The 18,319-nt window shown below is 71.8% G+C and carries 14 protein-coding genes; 6 read left to right on the top strand and 8 right to left on the bottom strand.

All coding sequences use genetic code 11. The annotated features are described in order from the left end of the window. Positions 1 to 115 precede the first annotated feature (115 nt). From ACFVT1_RS29605 to ACFVT1_RS29580, 6 genes are all read left to right on the top strand, one after another. Positions 116 to 523 (top strand): DUF742 domain-containing protein, encoded by a 408-nt coding sequence (locus ACFVT1_RS29605; RefSeq protein WP_003966010.1) that lies wholly within the window; start codon positions 116 to 118, stop codon positions 521 to 523. Further along, positions 504 to 1,085, top strand: a complete 582-nt coding sequence (locus ACFVT1_RS29600) for an ATP/GTP-binding protein (RefSeq protein WP_072487286.1) — start codon at positions 504 to 506, stop codon at positions 1,083 to 1,085. The genes ACFVT1_RS29605 and ACFVT1_RS29600 overlap by 20 nt, the downstream gene beginning before the upstream one ends. A 347-nt stretch (positions 1,086 to 1,432) precedes the next feature. Next, on the top strand, positions 1,433 to 4,612 hold the full coding sequence (locus ACFVT1_RS29595; protein ID WP_389800804.1) for a nitrate- and nitrite sensing domain-containing protein: 3,180 nt from the start codon (positions 1,433 to 1,435) through the stop codon (positions 4,610 to 4,612). A gap of 10 nt (positions 4,613 to 4,622) precedes the next feature. Further along, complete coding sequence (locus tag ACFVT1_RS29590) at positions 4,623 to 5,036, top strand: roadblock/LC7 domain-containing protein (RefSeq protein WP_073771622.1); 414 nt, start codon at positions 4,623 to 4,625, stop codon at positions 5,034 to 5,036. Between the two features lie 89 nt (positions 5,037 to 5,125). Then, complete coding sequence (locus ACFVT1_RS29585; RefSeq protein WP_389800802.1) at positions 5,126 to 5,758, top strand: DUF742 domain-containing protein; 633 nt, start codon at positions 5,126 to 5,128, stop codon at positions 5,756 to 5,758. Then, positions 5,739 to 6,320: an ATP/GTP-binding protein gene (locus ACFVT1_RS29580; protein ID WP_014048542.1), complete on the top strand. Its 582-nt coding sequence runs from the start codon at positions 5,739 to 5,741 to the stop codon at positions 6,318 to 6,320. Before ACFVT1_RS29585 ends, ACFVT1_RS29580 begins: the two co-directional genes overlap by 20 nt. A gap of 149 nt (positions 6,321 to 6,469) precedes the next feature. Here the strand turns inward: ACFVT1_RS29580 and ACFVT1_RS29575 are convergent, their stop codons facing one another. From ACFVT1_RS29575 to ACFVT1_RS29540, 8 genes are all read right to left on the bottom strand, one after another. Beyond that, positions 6,470 to 6,673, bottom strand: coding sequence for an acyl-CoA carboxylase subunit epsilon (locus tag ACFVT1_RS29575; RefSeq protein WP_362203972.1), 204 nt, complete (start codon positions 6,671 to 6,673; stop codon positions 6,470 to 6,472). Between the two features lie 66 nt (positions 6,674 to 6,739). Beyond that, entirely contained in the window at positions 6,740 to 8,323 is a 1,584-nt protein-coding gene (locus ACFVT1_RS29570; RefSeq protein WP_362203969.1) for an acyl-CoA carboxylase subunit beta, read from the bottom strand. 153 nt (positions 8,324 to 8,476) lie between these two features. Further along, on the bottom strand, positions 8,477 to 9,712 hold the full coding sequence (locus ACFVT1_RS29565) for a carbohydrate ABC transporter substrate-binding protein (protein WP_389800800.1): 1,236 nt from the start codon (positions 9,710 to 9,712) through the stop codon (positions 8,477 to 8,479). Further along, positions 9,709 to 10,728, bottom strand: coding sequence for a hypothetical protein (locus tag ACFVT1_RS29560; protein ID WP_389800798.1), 1,020 nt, complete (start codon positions 10,726 to 10,728; stop codon positions 9,709 to 9,711). The genes ACFVT1_RS29565 and ACFVT1_RS29560 overlap by 4 nt, the downstream gene beginning before the upstream one ends. Then, on the bottom strand, positions 10,728 to 12,137 hold the full coding sequence (locus ACFVT1_RS29555; protein WP_389800796.1) for a hypothetical protein: 1,410 nt from the start codon (positions 12,135 to 12,137) through the stop codon (positions 10,728 to 10,730). Before ACFVT1_RS29555 ends, ACFVT1_RS29560 begins: the two co-directional genes overlap by 1 nt. Positions 12,138 to 12,173: 36 nt before the next feature. Beyond that, the gene (locus ACFVT1_RS29550; protein ID WP_389800794.1) at positions 12,174 to 14,471 is read right to left on the bottom strand and encodes a tetratricopeptide repeat protein; all 2,298 of its coding nucleotides are present in this window, start codon (positions 14,469 to 14,471) and stop codon (positions 12,174 to 12,176) included. Beyond that, positions 14,468 to 15,859 carry a serine protease gene (locus tag ACFVT1_RS29545; protein ID WP_389800792.1) on the bottom strand — a complete coding sequence of 464 codons (1,392 nt, stop codon included), beginning with the start codon at positions 15,857 to 15,859 and terminating at the stop codon, positions 14,468 to 14,470. Before ACFVT1_RS29545 ends, ACFVT1_RS29550 begins: the two co-directional genes overlap by 4 nt. Before the next feature lie 68 nt (positions 15,860 to 15,927). After that, positions 15,928 to 18,264, bottom strand: coding sequence for a polysaccharide lyase 8 family protein (locus ACFVT1_RS29540; protein WP_389800791.1), 2,337 nt, complete (start codon positions 18,262 to 18,264; stop codon positions 15,928 to 15,930). Between the last annotated feature and the right edge of the window lie 55 nt (positions 18,265 to 18,319).

The following is an 18,319-nucleotide window of genomic DNA, read 5'->3' as shown; positions in this document are numbered from 1 at the left end:
ACAGACTCCATAGCCCCAGGAAACGCCCTCATCCCTCGCCCGTCGGGCCGCTCAGAGCCCCACCGGCCCCGTTCAGACGGCAAGCCGACACCCTGCTGTCACGCCCGGAGGATCCATGACCCCGCCACCCGCCTCACCCGATCCGTACGGCGCACTGCACCACGCGTCGTACGACGGTGAAGGCGACCAGCCGCTGGTCCGTCCGTATGCCATGACCGGCGGCCGGACCCGGCCCCGCTACCAGCTCGCGATAGAGGCGCTGGTCTCGACCACGGCCGACCCGGCGCATCTGGGGACGCTGCTCCCCGAGCACCAGCGGATCTGCCACCTCTGCCGTGAGGTCAAGTCGGTGGCCGAGGTCTCGGCGCTGCTGTCGATGCCGCTCGGTGTGGCCCGGATTCTCGTCGCGGACCTGGCGGAAGCCGGCATGGTGGCCATCCACCAGCCGGGCAATGGAGAGGCCGGCGGCGCGCCGGATGTGACACTGCTCGAAAGGGTGCTCAGTGGACTTCGCAAGCTCTAGTGGCGGTGCTGCCCGGGCCACCACCTCGGCGAAGATCGTGGTGGCAGGGGGCTTCGGCGTGGGTAAGACCACGTTCGTCGGTGCCGTCTCGGAGATCAACCCGTTGCGCACCGAAGCCGTGATGACGTCCGCGTCCGCGGGCATCGACGACCTGACGCACACCGGCGGCAAGACGACGACCACCGTCGCGATGGACTTCGGTCGCATCACCCTGGACCAGGACCTGATCCTGTACCTCTTCGGTACGCCCGGACAGGACCGCTTCTGGTTCATGTGGGACGACCTGGTCCGCGGCGCCATCGGCGCCGTCGTCCTCGTCGACACCCGCCGCCTCGCCGACTGCTTCCCCGCCGTCGACTACTTCGAGAACAGCGGCCTCCCCTTCGTCATCGCCCTCAACGGCTTCGACGGACACCAGCCCTACACCCCCGACGAAGTCCGCGAAGCCCTCCAGATCGGCCCCGACACCCCGATCATCACGACGGACGCCCGGCACCGGGCGGACGCCAAGAGCGGCCTCATCACGCTTGTGGAGCACGCGCTGATGGCACGGCTGAAGTAAGCACAAGTCTGTATTGACATACGGCAGTTGCCGTAACCAAACGGGGGCGGGCTGTGTCCTTTGACACGATCCGCCCCCGTATTCATAACGTTTCGACAGAGAATTGCCCTGCGTTCAGCACCCGATGCGTTCAATCGGTGCCGCTGTGCTCACATGAGCCCCGCCTTTTGACGGGGCTCGTTCTTTATGCCCGTTTTATCTGAGGCCTGGACCACTCGGAATGGCTGATTCCGACTGTTTGGAACGCGACCGGTCCCCGTGCTGGAATTCGATGAACTCCGGAGTAGTACGGCCCTGAACGAAACACGGCACAGCGTAGGTGCCGACGCCGAGAGGTTGTTGGTCGAGTGAGGCGAAGCAACGAGGGCTCCGCGGCGCAGTCGGAGCGGGGCAACTTCACCCCGCCGCCGCGCGCCGCGGCGTCGCCTTCCGGCGTGTCCGAAGCGGCGAAGTCCGGCGGCAGCACCAGTCGACTGGCCCCGCGCAACTGGCGGGTCCCCACCCGGCTGAACGCGATCCTCCTGATCCCGGTACTGGTCGGCCTGGTCATGGGCGGCTTCCAGGTGAAGGGGTCGATCGACACCTGGCGGGAGGCGCAGGACGCCGAGAAGACCGCGCTGGTCGTGCGAGCGGCCTCCGCGTACGGCCAGGCGCTCCTCGACGAGCGCGACCTCACCGCTCAGCCCCTGCTGTCGAACAACCGGGACGCCGCCGTCGTCGACCGGGTCCGGGCCACCACCGACGCCGCCGCGGCCGAGTTCGACAAGGCCGTGAAGGACCTGCCGCGCAAGCAGGGCCTGGAGCGGCGTCTTCAGCTGTTCCGGCTGGAGGAGCCCAGACTCCCCGAGCTGCGCAAGGCCGCCTACGCCGAGGCCATGGACCCGGTGAAGACGGAAGAGGGCTACGTCCAGGTGCAGCACTCCCTGATGGAGTTCTGCAACGAGCTGGGTCTGGGCACCGGCAACATCACCAGCTACGGCCGTACGGTCTACGCCATCGAGCTCGCCAAGGCTGCAGAATCGCTTCAGCGCTCCATCGGCATGCACCTGCTGGTGCGTCCGAGCCAGGAGAGCGCCAAGTTCGACGCCCAGGTCAAGGCCTTCGGCTCGTACAACTACCTGGAGCGGATCGCGCGCGGCGAGTTCCTCTCCGGCGGTACGGAGGCCGACGCGGCCCGGCTGCGGCAGGTCATGGCCGCGGCGTCGGCCGAGGGTACGAAGAAGCTGAAGAAGGCCAGGGAGCAGGCCGATGCCGCGGGGGTCCCGTTCGTCGCGCCGCCCAGTGTCGACGGCTCGGTCTTCGACGGCATGGCCGAGCAGATCGGGCAGGGCCAGTCCCCCCGGAAGCTGGCCGCCAAGGGCATCACGCCCGAGAGCTGGATGGCCGCCGCCACCGCCAAGTTCGACGGCTACACCACGGTCGAGAACGAACTCGTCGAGAAGGCCGTGACCGAGGCCGCGGACATCTCGTCCGGCGCCAGGAAAGACGCCGTCGTCAACGCCGCCGTCGTGATCGTGGCCCTGCTGGCCGCCTTCGTCCTGGCCGGGCTGATGGCCCGCCAGATGAGCCGCTCGATGCGCCATCTGCGTACCGCCGCCTTCGGGATCGCCGAGCAGCAGCTGCCGATGCTGGTCGACCAGCTCTCCCGGACCGATCCGGGCCGGATCGACACCCGCGTCCAGCCGATCCCGATCGACAGCCGCGACGAGATCGGCGAGGTCGCCCGCGCCTTCGACCAGGTCCATCGCGAGGCGGTGCGGCTGGCGGCCGAGCAGGCCATGCTGCGGGGCAACGTCAACGCGATCTTCACCAATCTGTCGCGTCGCAACCAGTCGCTGATCGAGGGCCAGCTGAGCCTCATCACCGCCCTGGAGAACAACGAGGCCGACCCGGACCAGCTGGAGAGCCTCTTCCGGCTGGACCATCTGGCCACCCGTATGCGGCGCAACGGCGAGAACCTCCTCGTGCTGGCCGGCGAGGAGCCGGGCAGCCGCTGGAACCAGCCGGTACCGCTGGTCGACGTGTTGCGGGCCGCCGCCTCCGAGGTGGAGTCGTACGAGCGCATCGAGCTGTCCGGGGTGCCGGAGACCGAGATCCACGGCCAGTCCGTCACCGACCTCGTGCATCTGCTGGCCGAGCTGCTGGAGAACGCCACCACGTTCTCCTCGCCGCAGACCAAGGTGCGGGTCACGGCGACCCGGCTGCCCGACAGCCGCGTGATGATCGAGATCCATGACAAGGGCATCGGTCTCACCGCGGAGGACTTCGCCGACATCAACCACAGGCTGGCCAACCCGCCGACCGTGGACGCCGCGGTGTCGCAGCGGATGGGTCTCTTCGTCGTCGGCCGCCTCGCCGACCGGCACGGCATCCGGGTCCAGCTGCGGCCCTCGGGCGAGCAGGCCGGCACCACCTCGCTGGTCATGCTGCCGGACGCCATCACCCACGGTGGCGGCGGCGAACCGGCCTCCGCGCAGGACGACTTCACCGTCTCCTCGATCATTCCGCAGCAGCAGAGCTTCGAACAACCGGCGCCGCAGCCGCAGTTGCGCACGGCGGCGGAGCTCGGCTTCGACGACTCGCGCTACGAGCAGCCGTCGGCGGACGCCACGCGGCTGGACCCGGTGGGCCGGTCGCTGATGCGCGAGGAGCGCCGGGCCGCGCTGGAGGCGCAGACGACGGGTGAGCACCCTCGGTTCGCGCCGGACCCGTACGCCGGGGACCAGGCGGCCGACAGCCCGTACGCCGGAAACGGGTACGCCCAGGAGCCGCGGCAGGAGCAGTACGGACAGGCTCCGTACGAGGGCGGCTACGCCCCCTACGGTGGTGGCGCGGGCTTCGCCGAGCAGTCCGGCCACACCCCGCGAAATGGCTATGCGGAGGCGGAATATGCGGCTGGCGAGAACGCGCAGCCGTCGTACGAGGAGCAGTTCACCCCCCAGCCCCACCAGGACGAGTGGGCAAATCGGGGCACGTACCAGGAAGCGTATGAACCGTCGGCGCAGATCGAAGCGGAATCTGCTCCGAGCACCCCCGCCGAGCCGCAGGAACGCGTAGGCTTCGACCGTCCGGGGCCCACCCCGAACTCCGGCCACGAGCTGACCGAAGCCGGTCTGCCGCGCCGGGGCGGTCAGCAGCACTGGCAGCCCACCGGTCGCGGGAACAACGGGCCCGCAGCCGCGCGACAGCAGCCGCAGCAGCAGGAGGAACTGCCGCAGCAGCAGCCGTCGGCGCGGCAGGACGGGAACGGCCCCGACGACTGGCGTTCGACGAACGACGAGCGCTGGGAGCGGGCCGAGAAGCTCCGGGAGCCGAAGGCGGGCGGGATCACCCCGTCCGGGCTTCCCCGGCGGGTGCCCAAGGCCAATCTGGTCGAGGGTACGGCGGAGCAGACCCTGCAGGGCGGCCCTCAGGTCTCCCGCGCCCCCGAGGACGTCCGCGGCAGGTTGAGCAACCTGCGGCGCGGCGTACTGCGGGGACGTAACGCGGGTTCGGACACAAGTAATACCTACCACCAGGAGCGTTAGTGTGAGCCCGATGAGCCAGGCGGCGCAGAATCTGAACTGGTTGATCACCAACTTCGTGGACAACACCCCCGGGGTGTCGCACACGGTGGTGGTCTCCGCCGACGGACTCCTGCTGGCCATGTCCGAAGGATTTCCGCGTGACCGCGCCGACCAGCTGGCGGCTGTCGCCTCCGGTCTGACCTCGCTGACCGCGGGCGCCTCCCGGATCTTCGAAGGCGGCGCCGTGAACCAGACGGTGGTGGAGATGGAACGCGGATTCCTCTTCATCATGTCCATCTCCGACGGCTCCTCGCTGGCCGTGCTCGCCCACCCGGACGCCGACATCGGTCTGGTCGGGTACGAAATGGCCCTTCTTGTCGACCGCGCGGGCGGCGTCCTCACCCCGGACCTCCGCGCCGAACTTCAGGGAAGTCTTCTTAACTAGTAGACAGACAGTGCGTTTCGCGCCACCGCGCCATAAAGTGCGGTGGCGCGGCCCCACTGGGATCGGGACCGGCAGGCGGAGGAGGAATCGTGACAACACCCCCAGACGGACACCGGCACAACGGTGGCCAGAACGTACCGGGTGAGCACGGGGACAACCGGTTCAACTTCCCCTCGGCACCCAGCAGGCAGGGCGCGCAGCAGCCCTACCAGCCCTACCAGCAGCCGCAGCAGCCGTATCACCAGCCGCAGCAGCCGCAGGGCGCCCAGCAGGGTTCCGGGTGGCCTCCGCAGCGGCCATACCGCTACGAACCGCCCCAGTCGCCCCGCATCCAGCCCGTGCAGCCGCGGCAGGCCCCCGAGCCCGTCGAGCCGGCCGCGCACAATCCGCTGGTCCGTCCGTACGCCATGACCGGCGGCCGGACGCGGCCGCGCTACCAACTCGCCATTGAGGCGTTGGTCAGTACCACGGCCGATCCGTCCCGGTTGCAAGGGCAGTTGCCCGAGCACCAGCGGATCTGCCGGCTGTGCTTCGAGATCAAGTCGGTCGCCGAGATTTCGGCACTGCTCTCGATCCCGCTCGGCGTTGCCCGGATCCTCGTAGCCGACCTGGCAGAGGCCGGACTCGTCGCTATCCATCAGCCCGGCGGCGACGAGTCCGCCGGCGGCCAGCCAGATGTGACACTGCTCGAAAGGGTGCTCAGTGGACTTCGCAAGCTCTAGCGGCGGAGCAGCCCGCTCCACTACCTCGGCGAAGATCGTGGTGGCAGGGGGCTTCGGCGTGGGTAAGACCACGTTCGTCGGTGCCGTCTCGGAGATCAATCCGCTGCGCACCGAAGCCGTGATGACGTCCGCGTCCGCGGGCATCGACGACCTGACGCACACCGGGGACAAGACCACCACGACGGTGGCGATGGACTTCGGTCGCATCACCCTGGACCAGGACCTGATCCTGTACCTCTTCGGTACGCCCGGACAGGACCGCTTCTGGTTCATGTGGGACGACCTGGTCCGCGGCGCCATCGGCGCCGTCGTCCTCGTCGACACCCGCCGCCTCGCCGACTGCTTCCCCGCCGTCGACTACTTCGAGAACAGCGGCCTCCCCTTCGTCATCGCCCTCAACGGCTTCGACGGACACCAGCCCTACACCCCCGACGAAGTCCGCGAAGCCCTCCAGATCGGCCCCGACACCCCGATCCTCACCACGGACGCCCGGCACCGGGCGGACGCCAAGAGCGCGCTGATCACGCTCGTGGAGCACGCGCTGATGGCACGGCTGCGTTAGGGCCTCTCGTTCGGATCACGCCGGGCTCGCGGGCTCCGGCCTGATCCGGACGAAAGACCCCGGAGGTGCTGCGAGGCCTTCGGGCCGCGCAGCGCGTGAGGCCCCGCACTCCAGGAGGAGTGCGGGGCCTCACGCGCTGCGGGTGTCTGTCAGCCCTGCCAGGAGTGCGGGGCGCGGAAGCCCGGGGTGCGTTCCAGGCGGCGCCAGCCGGCGGTGCTGCGGCCGCGGTGGGCGGGGGTCGCGGCGGGCTGGGCGGCTGCGCGGGCGAGCAGGACCGCGGTTATCGCGGCCAGCTCCTCGGGGTCGGCAAGACCCTTCTCGACACGCAGCACGGACTCGGTGGCAGTGCTCATGGGTGGTTTCTCCGTCTTCTCGGCAGGTCTTCGCGGGTCCGGCAGGGGCGCTGGGAGAGCCGCGGACTACTGCGGGGGGTTGCCGTGCTTGCGGGACGGCAGGTCGGCGTGCTTGGAGCGGAGCATGGCGAGCGAGGCGATCAGCACCTCGCGGGTCTCGGCGGGGTCGATGACGTCGTCGACCAGGCCGCGCTCCGCTGCGTAGTACGGGTGCATCAGTTCGGCCTTGTACTCCTTGACCATGCGGGTCCGCATGGCCTCCGGGTCCTCGGCGTCGGCGATCTGTCGACGGAAGATGACGTTCGCGGCGCCTTCGGCGCCCATCACCGCGATCTCGTTGGTCGGCCAGGCGTACGTCAGATCCGCACCGATGGACTGGCTGTCCATCACGATGTACGCACCGCCGTACGCCTTGCGCAGGATCAGCGAGATCCTCGGCACGGTGGCGTTGCAGTACGCGTAGAGCAGCTTCGCACCGTGCCTGATGATTCCACCGTGCTCCTGGTCGACCCCGGGCAGAAAGCCGGGTACGTCCAAAAGAGTGATGATGGGGATGTTGAATGCATCACACATCTGGACGAACCGGGCCGCCTTCTCCGACGCCTCGATGTCCAGGACACCGGCGAGGGACTGCGGCTGGTTGGCGACGATGCCGACGACCTGGCCGTCCATCCGGGCCAGGGCGCAGATGATGTTGCGGGCCCAGCGCTCGTGGATCTCCAGGTAGTCGCCGTCGTCGACGAGCTCCTCGATGACCTTGTGCATGTCGTACGGGCGGTTGCCGTCGGCCGGCACCAGGTCCAGCAGGACGTCGCCGCGCCGGTCGGCCGGGTCGTCGCTCGCCACGGTGGGCGGGTTCTCCCGGTTGTTGGACGGCAGCATCCCGATCAGGTAGCGGACCTCGGCGATGCAGGTCTCCTCGTCGTCGTACGCGAAGTGCGCGACGCCCGAGGTCTCGGCGTGCACATCGGCGCCGCCGAGGCCGTTCTGGGTGATCTCCTCACCGGTGACCGCCTTCACGACGTCCGGACCGGTGATGAACATCTGGGAGGTGTCGCGGACCATGAACACGAAGTCGGTGAGCGCCGGGGAGTAGGCCGCGCCGCCCGCGCACGGGCCGAGCATCACGCTGATCTGCGGGATGACACCGGAAGCCCGGGTGTTGCGCTGGAAGATGCCGCCGTATCCGGCGAGCGCGCTGACGCCCTCCTGGATACGGGCGCCCGCGCCGTCGTTCAGCGAGACCAGCGGGGCCCCGGCCGAGATGGCCATGTCCATGATCTTGTGGATCTTGGTGGCGTGGGCCTCGCCCAGGGCGCCGCCGAAGATCCGGAAGTCGTGCGCGTAGAGGAAGACCGTACGGCCGTCGACCGTGCCCCAGCCGGTGATGACGCCGTCGGTGTACGGCTTCTTCGCCTCCAGGCCGAATCCGGTCGCCCGGTGCCGGCGCAGCTGCTCGACCTCCTTGAACGAACCCGGATCGACCAGAAGCTCGATGCGCTCACGCGCCGTCAGCTTGCCCTTGGCGTGCTGCGCCTCGGTAGCCCGGTCACTCGGTCCGCGGCGGGCCTGCTCGCGCAGTGCCAGCAGTTCGGCCACACGGCCACGGGTGTCACTCGGCTCGCCCGGGGTTTCGTCCACAACGGTCATGTACCGACCCTACGAAGCCCGGCAAGAAAATCCTGCCGTCGACTCCGTACAGTCTCCTGACCCGTTTCCTGGCGGAGCCTGACAGAAGTTCGGCTCCATGCAGTCGAAGTACCAGCCCCCGTGGGTCCGACTTTGTGCGGGTCCGACAAAGACTCACTGTGGTCTGCTGCACACTCGTGTCAGTCTCGGAGTGTCCTCCGGTTGGGCGTCCTGCACCTTCTGGATGGCCTCCAGACGCTCCCGCACCGGGTCACCGGGGTGAGCGATGGTCAGCAGCACCGCCTCGTAGAACGCGTCCCGCACGGCGGCCGGCATGACGTCGGAGGCGTCCAGGCAGAGCGGAACCCGCTGGTCGGTGAGCCGGCCGCTGATCCGCTTCTCGACCGCTCCGCTCTTGGCGTGCACGGCGGAGTTCGGCGAGAATACTCCGGCCTTGCGACCCCACTCCTCCTGGGCCTGGCGGGAGGCGAGCCGCCCGAGCAGACCGCGGGCCTGCGCGGACCGGCCGAACAGCGCGGCGAAGTCGGCGGACACCTCGCGGCCCTTCACCGAGGGGCCGCCGGGCAGCAGCCGCGCGGAGTCCGTGAAGGCGGCCCGCTCCTTCAGGTCCCCGTAGAACGAGCGGGCGAACGAGCCCTGGTGTTCCAGATCACAGCCGCCGCCGAAGAGCAGCCCGTGGCCGCCGGGTCTGCCCCGGTGGTCGGAGAGCAGGGCGCGTTCGGCGGCCGCCGGGTCCTGGGCCAGCAGCCCGGCCCACCTGGTCCAGGCGTTGATCACCGGACCGTCCGTCCATGCGATGCGCCCGGTCGCCCACTGCTCGTACAGCACCGGCCCCGCGGTCTGGAGGATCAGGTCCTCGATCCAGTCACTGCCCGGCCAGCCGGAGGCCCCGTCGTCGCCCATGCCGATGCACCAGGAGGTGAGCGGGGCGGGGGAGGAGGGCGGGGGCCGGTCCTTGCGGTACCAGACGATGCTCTTGAGGTCGGCCTTGAGCGGCACCCACAGATCGTCGGCGATGCCCTGCGCCTCGGGCTGCCAGGGCTTGCCGTACTCCTTCGGCTCGTACAGTCCGCGCAGGGAGCGCAGCCGGTTCTCGGCGGCGTACTCGACGAGTTCCCCGACGCCCGGCAGGATCGCGATGTCGGGCGGATTGCCCGCCTGCACCTCGGCGAGCAGGACTTCCCGGGTGGCGGCGGTGCCCTGGTAGGTGTAGGGGATGCCGAGCCCGTTCAGGACGTCCTTGAACTGCTTCTCCTGGTTGTCGGTCCAGGGACCGAGGATCGTCACCTTGGGTTCCTCGCCGCTGCCGCCCGGGGCGGCGAGCCCGCAGCCCGCCGCGGTCAGGACCAGGACCACCAGGAGCAGCACGGCGCGGGCACGCGGGATCATCCGGCCCTCCAGTAGTCGGCGTTGAGGCGCCTTCCGATACCGACGGCGGGCAGCAGGACGATCAGCGCGCCGCCGCCCAGCGCCCCGTAGTAGGTCCCGCTCTGCCAGCCCTGGGCGGCCAGATGGGCGCGCACGTCCGTCGACTCGTCGGTGACGTACTGCTGCGACCTGGCCAGGTCGTGCGGGTCCTGGGCCCGCTGCTCGATCTCGACGAGGCCGGTGTGGGCCGTGTTCAGCCGGTGCTGGGTGTTCGCCGTCGCCCACAGCGGGAACACCGCCAGCGCCACCGTGGCCAGCAGCGTGATCAGCAGCCAGGGATCGAGGCTGCGCCCGCAGCGGCGGCGCAGCACCCGCAGCGCGGACAGGGTGGTCAGCGCCATCACCAGCAGGGCGAGTTCGGCGATCGCCCAGCCGGTCCGCTGGAGGGCGCCGAGGGAGCTGATGTGGTCGATCCGCTCCATCTGGTGCCTCTGGAGGACGTCGAGGCGGGGCACCACACCGGTGCCGTCGCGGCTGAGGATCGTCCTGGCCTCGGCGAATTTCTCGCGCTGCATCCGGTCGTCCGAGACGTACTTGACCGCGCCGGGGGTGATGGAGCTGCTGTACGAGGTCAGCAGGCCGTTGACGGTTTCCAGCACCCCGCGGCCGCGGTCCCCGTCGATCTGCACGTCGTTGAGCCGGGAGAGGCCCTGGGCGGCGGCGGAGAGCTGGTTCTCGTAGCGCGCACCGGCCCCGACCACGTTGTCGATGTCCTGGTCGACGGAGTGCTGGGCCTCCTGGTGGGCGCGCAGCAGGGCGAGCTGGGTGGCGGACACCCCCTGTACGGCGGGCGCGCCGCGGGTGCGCATCTCGCCCGCCGAGATCTGCACTTCGCGGTACGAGACGAGCAGGACGCTCGCCGCGAGCAGGGCAGCCGCGAGCAGGACGGTCAGATGCCGTTCCAGGAGCCGCCGGGTCCGTGAGCCGCCGGACCGGCGGGTCCGCAGCGCCCCGGTCCACCGGGCCGGTCCGGGCATCACAGCCGCCTCCCGCAGGCGATGCAGAACCGGGCGGCGTGGCCGGCCGGGTGCTCGCACCCCGGGCAGCGGGCCGTCGGCCCGGCCGCCGGGCCCTCGGGCGGCTCCACCCGGTGGGCGGAGGCGATGCTGAGCCGCCCCCGGCGGACGGTGCCCCGGTCGACGGTCGGCCCGATCCTGACCCGCCCCTCCCGCTCGTCGACGATCTCGGCGATGTTGCGGACCTCGGCCGGGACCCAGGTGGCGCCGATCCCGGCGGCCAGCCGCACCGCGCGTCCGAACTGCTTCTCGGCCTCCCCGTGCCGCTCCCGGTCGAGGGCGTCGTACGCGCGCCTGAGGGCGGTCCGTATCTCGGTGGAGGCGTTCATGGCGTGGACGCTGCGGTCCGCGCCGCCGGAGTGGTCCGCCGTGGCCGCGGCGGCTCCCGCGGGCAGCCAGCGGACCACGACCGGTTCGGTGATGTCGCCGACGGTGACGGTGGCGAGCTGGAGCGGCACCCCGAGCGGATCGTTGCCCGCGTCCACCCGGAGGGAGAGGAGGTAGTCGCGGGTCTCCGGCTTCCACTGGCGGGTGAGGAACTCCAGTCGGCGCGGATCGTCCCCGTCGCCGGCCGGGTCGAGCCGCTGCTGGCGGGGGGCGGTCTCGGTGAGGGTCACCTCGCGGACCGCCGGACGTACCGTGACCGTGAGGGGAAGCGCGGGGCTGCGGATCCGGCGCAGCCGCCCGACGGCCGCGGCGACGGCCGGGGCGAACGCGTCGGGTGCGTACGCGGCGTCGCCGTGCAGCCGCTCGGCGACGGCGATCAGCGGAGCCGGGTCCCAGGACTCGCCCACGGCCAGCACGTCTGCGGTGAACTCTCCGCCGCAGCGGGCGAGTTCGGTGCGCAGCGCGCTGTCCTCGCGGTAGGCGTCGCCGTCCTCGCCGCGACCGCTCCCGTCGGTGATCAGCACCAGATGCCGTACGGGGAGCGCGCTGTCGGCGAACAGTTCGCGCGCCCCGGCCAGCCAGCGGGCGTATCCGGCGGGACGGCGCACGGCGGGGGCGGCGGCGATCCGGCCGACGCTGAACGCGGCGCGGCGCCGGTCGTCCGTATCGGCGACCGCCCAGCGGCCGTGCAGGGGGTAGCACCGGGAGGCTTCGCCGTCCAGCACCGTGTAGGAGATCCCGTCGGGCAGCGCGCCCACCGCGTCGGCCAGCGCGTCGACGGCCGCGGCACGGCGCGACGCGGCGACGTCCACCGCGATCACGAGGGCGAGTCCGGCGGCGGGAACGGCGTCCCGGGGGCCGACGGCGACCGCCTCGATCCGCACATGGGCCTCGATCCGGACGTCGCGGCCCGGCGGGTGCCGCTCGGGGACCTCGACGAGCAGACCGGGTTCGAGGCCGGGCGAGGGAGCGGTGCGGCCCATTCAACTGCCTCCAGGGGTGCGGCGTCGGGTTCGGGGTCAGAAGCGGGTCTGCGGGCGGACCGCGTGCGAGAGGTCGATCAGCCGCTCGTACTCGGCGGGTTTCTGGCGCTGCCGGGCCAGCCGGCGGTAGCACTGCTCCAGTTCCTCGCGTACGGCCCGCTCCCCGGGGACCGGTGGCGGGGGCACCCCCCGCCACCGTCGGCCGCGCCGCGGGCCGGGGGCGGCGGCCCGGACGACGTCGAGCTTCCACTCGAACAGTTCGGTGCGCAGCAGCCGTGCCGCTTCGTCGCCCGAGACCGCGGACGCCGGGGCCGGGCCGCCCTCGCGGAGCGGGACCGCGGCGAGACTGGCGTCGATCGCCCGCGGCTCGGGCAGCGGCCGCTCCCCCGTCGCGAGCCGTGCCGCCCGGATGCGCAGCGCGGCCACGCGGGCGACGGCGTGGTCCCGCGACTCGTCGGGCACCCGGTCCAGGACGCCGGCCGCCGCTTCCCGGTCGCCGCGTGCCAGGGCCAGCCTGGCCAGCCCCAGCGCGGCGCCGACGTGCGAGGGGTTGCGGGCGTGCACGGCCCGGAAGAGTTCGTACGCCGACGGGGCCGTCCCGGCCGGGAGGTCCGGGCCGAGCTGTTCCGCGACGTAGGCGAGCGCCAGCTTCGCCGCGTACTCACCGGGCAGCGCCCGGTGGACGGCCGCGAAATGCTCCAGGGCGGCCTCCAGCATCTGCCGCCGGTCGTCCAGCACATCGGCGCTGCGCAGCGCGACGAGTCCCCAGTGCCAGCGCAGCCGCCACTGCCGCACCGGGCCGGGCCCCGGGATGCCGTTCGCCTCCTGCACCTGTTCGCGCGCCCCGGCCAGTGCGTCCGGGTCCTCCTGGCCGAGCAGCAGCCGGGCGTTGTGCAGGCAGATCTCCACCGACCGCTCGCCCTCGGCGGGCTGGGTCAGCGGCCGGCCGGGGTCGTAGCTGCTGACCAGGAACCGGGCGGCCGCCGGGTCTCCCGGGTAGGGCCTCGGCACCGGCAGCCGCCGGGCGATCTCGGTGGGGGTGGGCAGCCCGGAGTCCAACGCCGGGGCGTCGGGCGTTTCGTGGCGGCGGTAGAGGGGGCGGCGCAGCCAGTGCGTGTAGTCGGGTACGGAGCCCAGCCGGGCGCCGAGCAGTTCGGTGGACGGGGTGAAGTAGGCGGAGGGCTCGGGCTGGTCCCGTTTCCCGCGCAGCGCCCGGATCTCGCGCAGCACGCCGCGGAGCTGGCCGGCCATCTCCTCGGCGGTGCCGAAGCGCCGTTCCGGGTCACGGGCCGTGGCGCGCTCCACCACCAGCCGGAAGGAGCTGATGCCGAGGCCGGGTACGTCGTCGCCGACCGCCCAGCCCGCGAGTTCGGCCAGGGTCGCCCCGACGGTGTGGATGTCGTGGGCGACGGTCAGCGGTCTGCCACTGTCCGTCTCGGGTGCCGCGAATCCGGGGGTGATCACGGGGGGCGGTTCGGTGGCCCCGCTCTTGCGCACCCCGCCGAGGTCGATGACCTTGATGCCGTCGTGCCGGTGGACCACGTTGGACGGCTTCATGTCCCCGTACAGGAATCCCATGCCGTGCAGATGGGCGAGGGCTTCGAGGATCTGGCAGCCGTAGGTGACGACGTGTTCGATGTCGAGGACGAAGGTGCCCTGCCGGGTCGACTCGACGATCGCGGAGAGCGTGCGGTCACCGACGTCGTCCATCACGATGTAGCCGCCGGAGACCGTGCCGTCGTCTCCGCGGGTGCTGATGAAGTCCCGGATGCGGACGATGCGTTCGTGGCGGATGGCGACGAGGCTGCGGCGCTCCTCGTCGGCCTGGGCGGCGCCCCGTTCCGCGTAGCGGTTGAGGAGTCCCTTCACGGCGACGTACTCCTCCAGGTGGGTGTCCTCGGCGAGGTAGACCCAGCCCTGGCCGCCGTGGGCGATGGGGCCGCGGATGCGGTACTGGTCCTGGAGCAGCGGGCCGTCCTCGGTGAGTTCGGGCCGGTAGGCGTACGGGGCGCCGCACTTGGGGCAGTGGCCGGTGTCCGGGGGCGGGGCGGCGGTGTACGGGGCGATGAAGTAGGTGGCGCAGGACTTGGCCGAGCAGCTCATCAGGACGTGTGCCTGCGAGGTGGCGGCTTCCAGCCGCCGGTCGGGGCCGCTCGGTTCGAGCGGGGGCAGTTCCAGCAGCCCGCCGGGGCCGTACTTCTCGGGCGTGGTGGGCAGCGGCGGGAGCCCGGGGCCGTTCCTGGAGCGGCCGCAGGTGTCGCAGTAGCCGGTGGACTGCACGGCGCCGCCGCAGGGGGCTCCGGTGAACCGGCGGTGCGGGCAGTCGGTCCTCATCGGCGCTCCGTGTGTCCGCGGTCGGTGCGCGGTCCCGGGGCGTCCGCCCGGCCGGCTCCGGCGTGCCGGTCCAGGTCCGCCTCCAGCTCGCGCAACAGAAGGCGCAGGGCGGTGAGTTGCTCCTTCGGGTCGGCGAGTGCCCGCAGCCGCTCCAGCTGCCGGTGGCGGCGGGCCGACGCGACCCGGGGCAGCGGGGCCAGCGAGGCGGATTCCACCATGCCGTTCAGCACGGTCCAGTTCCGCTCGATGGATTCGACGCGGCCGAGGAGCACGGTCGCGCGTTCGTCGAGGGCCGGTACGAGCAGGTGCCGCGCCACTTCGGTCACACCGTCGCCGGATGCGTCCCTGACGACGACCAGCAGCCGGAAGCCGAGCGTCCGCACCCGGGCGAGTAACGGCACCAGTTGGCGCGGCCGGCGGTCCTCGTCGAGTCCGATCACGGCGAGCGTGGGCCCGGCGGCCCCGGGCAGCGGGCCCGCCGTCCGGTCCGGCGGGGTGCCGCCCTCCAGCAGCCAGCCGCGGTAGGCGCGGAGCTGGTGGCGCGGCGGGCGCAGTCGCGCCACCAGCTCGTCGACGAACTCCTCGGGCGTGGTGCGGCCGCCCCGGTAGACGAGGTGGGCGCGGTACAGCTGGTGGCGCAGGGTCCGCTCGCGGCCGCCGCCGCGCGGCACGACGCTGAAGCGCACCGCGGGCTGCTCACCGCCGGCGAACCACTCCCTCAGCCGTCGGGCGAGGCCGTGGTCCCAGCCGTCCGGTCCGCTCAACTCAGCGACCAGTGGGACGAGTTCGGCGATTCGGTCGATCGAGACCATGTACGAGAACGCCAGGTCGTTCTCGCGGGGCACCCCCCGGTCCAGGTCGCCGCGCCAGCTGACCACCATGCCCACGACCCGCTCCGGCCGCCCCTCCCCGTCACCGCGCACCTGCACGGCGGCGCCGCTGAACCCCGGCCGCACCACCTGTTCGTTGCGCCGGGCGTCGAGCTGGATCCACCCGCCGTGCGCCCCGCCGATCCGGCCGCTCAGCCACATGCCGTCGGCGAAGCTCCGCGCGTACCCGCCGATCCACACCTCGCCGTTGCGCTCCAGGCTCCGGTCGAGCGTCGCGGGGACGGCCTGCGGGCGCGGGCTGTCCAGGGCGAGTACGGCGATGTCCTCGCGGGTCGCGCCGAGGCCGGGCAGCCAGCCGTCGTCGGCGACCCGCGCCCCGACCCCTGCGATGCCGGGGTTCTCGGCGAACTCCACCCATATCCGGGCGCCCGGCTCACCGACGACATGGGCGCAGGTCAGCACCCGGTCCTGGGTGAGCAGCACTCCGGCGCCGCACACCGGCCCATGCGGCTCGCCGCGACGCAGCCGGAGCCGCCAGTCCGCCTTCAACTCCCCCATAGCGCCTGAGGGTACGCGCGCAACCGGCACCGCTCCCAGTCCCCGGACATACTCCGGTCACCCGGTGTCTACCGGACGTCACACCGCAGGGTGCGTCCCTCCGTCCCCGGTTCGATCCTGAGCACCAGGCGCCGCCCGGTGGCGCGCACCTCGATGCCCGGGTCGGCCGAGACGACGGTGTGCACCGGCCGCTCCCAGACGACGTCCACCGGCGCGCCCGTCCGGTCGGGGCCGCTGACGCACACCGTGGTCGTACGCCGCCCCTCCCGTACGAGCACGCTCGCCGCGGCCGTGGCGGAGAGCGGACCGGCCGCGCCCGGCTGCCAGAAGTTGGCGGCGGTCACCCCCAGCGAGCGGACGGCGACCGCCTGCGCGGCGCCGGTGTTGGCGAGGACGGTCAGCCAGTGCCGGTCGGCGGCACGGGCGGTGACGGTGCGGCGGGAGGCACCGGGCATCAGCAGGTAGACGTAGCCGGCGTCGACCGGGTCGGTGCCGTGGTCGAGCCAGAGGGTCTGGTAGCGGCGGGTCCGGCGCTCGGTGGAGCTGGTGGTGTTGATGTCGGACCAGGCGCCGGTGCGGTCCTCGCGCAGGGTGCGCAGGTCGGCTCCGCCGGGGAAGACCCAGCCGCCGTGGCCCTCCAGGTGGGCCCAGCGCGGGGCGGTGCGGTCGTCGACGGTGAACGGGTCGGTGCCGCCCTCACCGAGCATGCGGTTGTCGACGATCGTCTCGACGGGGACCTGGTCGGTGCCGGTGATTCCGGAGCCGAGGCAGATGACCGTGTCGGCGACGCAGAACCACGACTTGCGGGCGCCCAGGGTCGACCCGAGGCCCTTGAGGTGCTGGCCCACCGCACCGAATTCGCCGTCCGTGGCGCCGCCGACCCATTTCACCGCGGGCTTGGACGCACCCCATTCGCCGCCCGCCCGGTCGGCGAGCCGCTTGGTGGACACGGTCGTTCCGGGCAGCCGGTAGGGGTCGACGGTGGGCCAGAACCAGTCGGTGTACTGGTCGTTCTCCTTCTCGCCCGGCCACCAGTAGAGCATTCCGGCGCCGGTGTGCCAGCCGCGCGGATTCTCGCCGTTGCCGCACTCGTAGTACGAGATCCGCTCCGAGGCCATGGAGATGCCCGCGGCCCAGTCCGGGCGCCGGTGGACGGCGCGGGCCATGCCGGCGAAGAGGTGGTGGCCCACTCGCTCGGGCGCGGCCGGCACGGCGGTGGCCTGGACGGCGTGCAGCCGGGCGAGGTCCGCGATGCCGAACTGGCGGGCGGTGAGGATGGGGCTGGTCCGGTCACGGGCGATCCAGCCCTTGACCATGCCGTGCCACCGGTCGCGCTCGGCCGCCGAGGCGCCCGCGGCGAGGAGGGCGATCCCGGCGATGATGCCCTGCCCGTGGAAGTGGTCGCCGCGCATCACCTTCAGGTCGTCGTTCTTCAGGTAACCGCGGCTGATGGCACGGCCGTTGACGCTGTCCATGACCAGACCGTTGTAGATCAGCGGCGCGTAGGCGCGCTCGACGCTGTCCAGGATGATCTGCCGGCCGGGGTCGGTGACGGCCCAGGTGGATCCGGCGAGCAGCGCGAAGAGGCGGCCGAGGCCGTCGAGCATGACCTGCCCGTAGGTGCCGGAGTAGGCGATGGTGGTGTGCTGGATGAAGGACCCGTCCGCGTACAGGCCGTCTCCCCCGGTGACGTACGGGAAGACGGGGGACAGTGCGTCCCTGGCCAGGGCGATCTTCGCGGGCGCGCGGCCCAGGACGCCGCGCAGGGCGACGGAGCGGCAGAGGTCGACGCGGTTGGCGCCGGTGGAGGTGCCGCTGTAGTCGCGGAGCACCGAGTCGGGGATGAAGTGGTCGACGGCGGCGCAGGCGGCCTCGACGCGGGCCGTGCCCAGCTGCCCGTACAGGGCGGACGTGATGTCCATGAGGAGGCGCGGGCTGCCGATCTGCCACTCCCACCAGTTGCCGTACGGAGTGACGGAGGCGTGGTAGGCGTTCGCGGCGAGGTGGTCGTAGCCGCGGAGGATGTCGGCGAGGAGGGCCGCGTCGCCGGTCGATCCGGTGCCGTTCTGGGCGTACGCCTGGGTCATCGTCCACAGGCGGCTGTAGCTCTGGGTGATGCCGGACGGCGGGTCGAAGGTGATGCCGGGCCACAACGAGCCGGTGGCCGGGCTCATCGTGTCCCGGAACCCGCGGGCGAGCGTGCCGATCTCGGCGAGGCGGGAGGCGAAGGGTTCGGCGGTCGCGTCGAAGCCGGCGCCGAGCGTGATGTCGGCCCAGCGCAGCCGGAGCACGTCGAATTCGTCGGCCCCGGCGGCGGTCGCGGAGGCCGGGAGGGAGATCGCCAGTGCGGTGGCGGTCGAGAGGGCGAGCAGAGTGCGGCGTGAGATTCCGGACGGGTTCGGCATGTACGGCTCCAGGTCGTCAGGGGGTGGACGTCATCGGAAAAAGGGGGGGGCGGGG

This window comes from Streptomyces sp. NPDC057963 (genome assembly GCF_042887155.1).
Lineage (GTDB): Bacteria > Actinomycetota > Actinomycetes > Streptomycetales > Streptomycetaceae > Streptomyces.
Note: the sequence above shows the minus strand (reverse complement) of the source record. Positions and strands in the feature narration are given on the sequence as shown.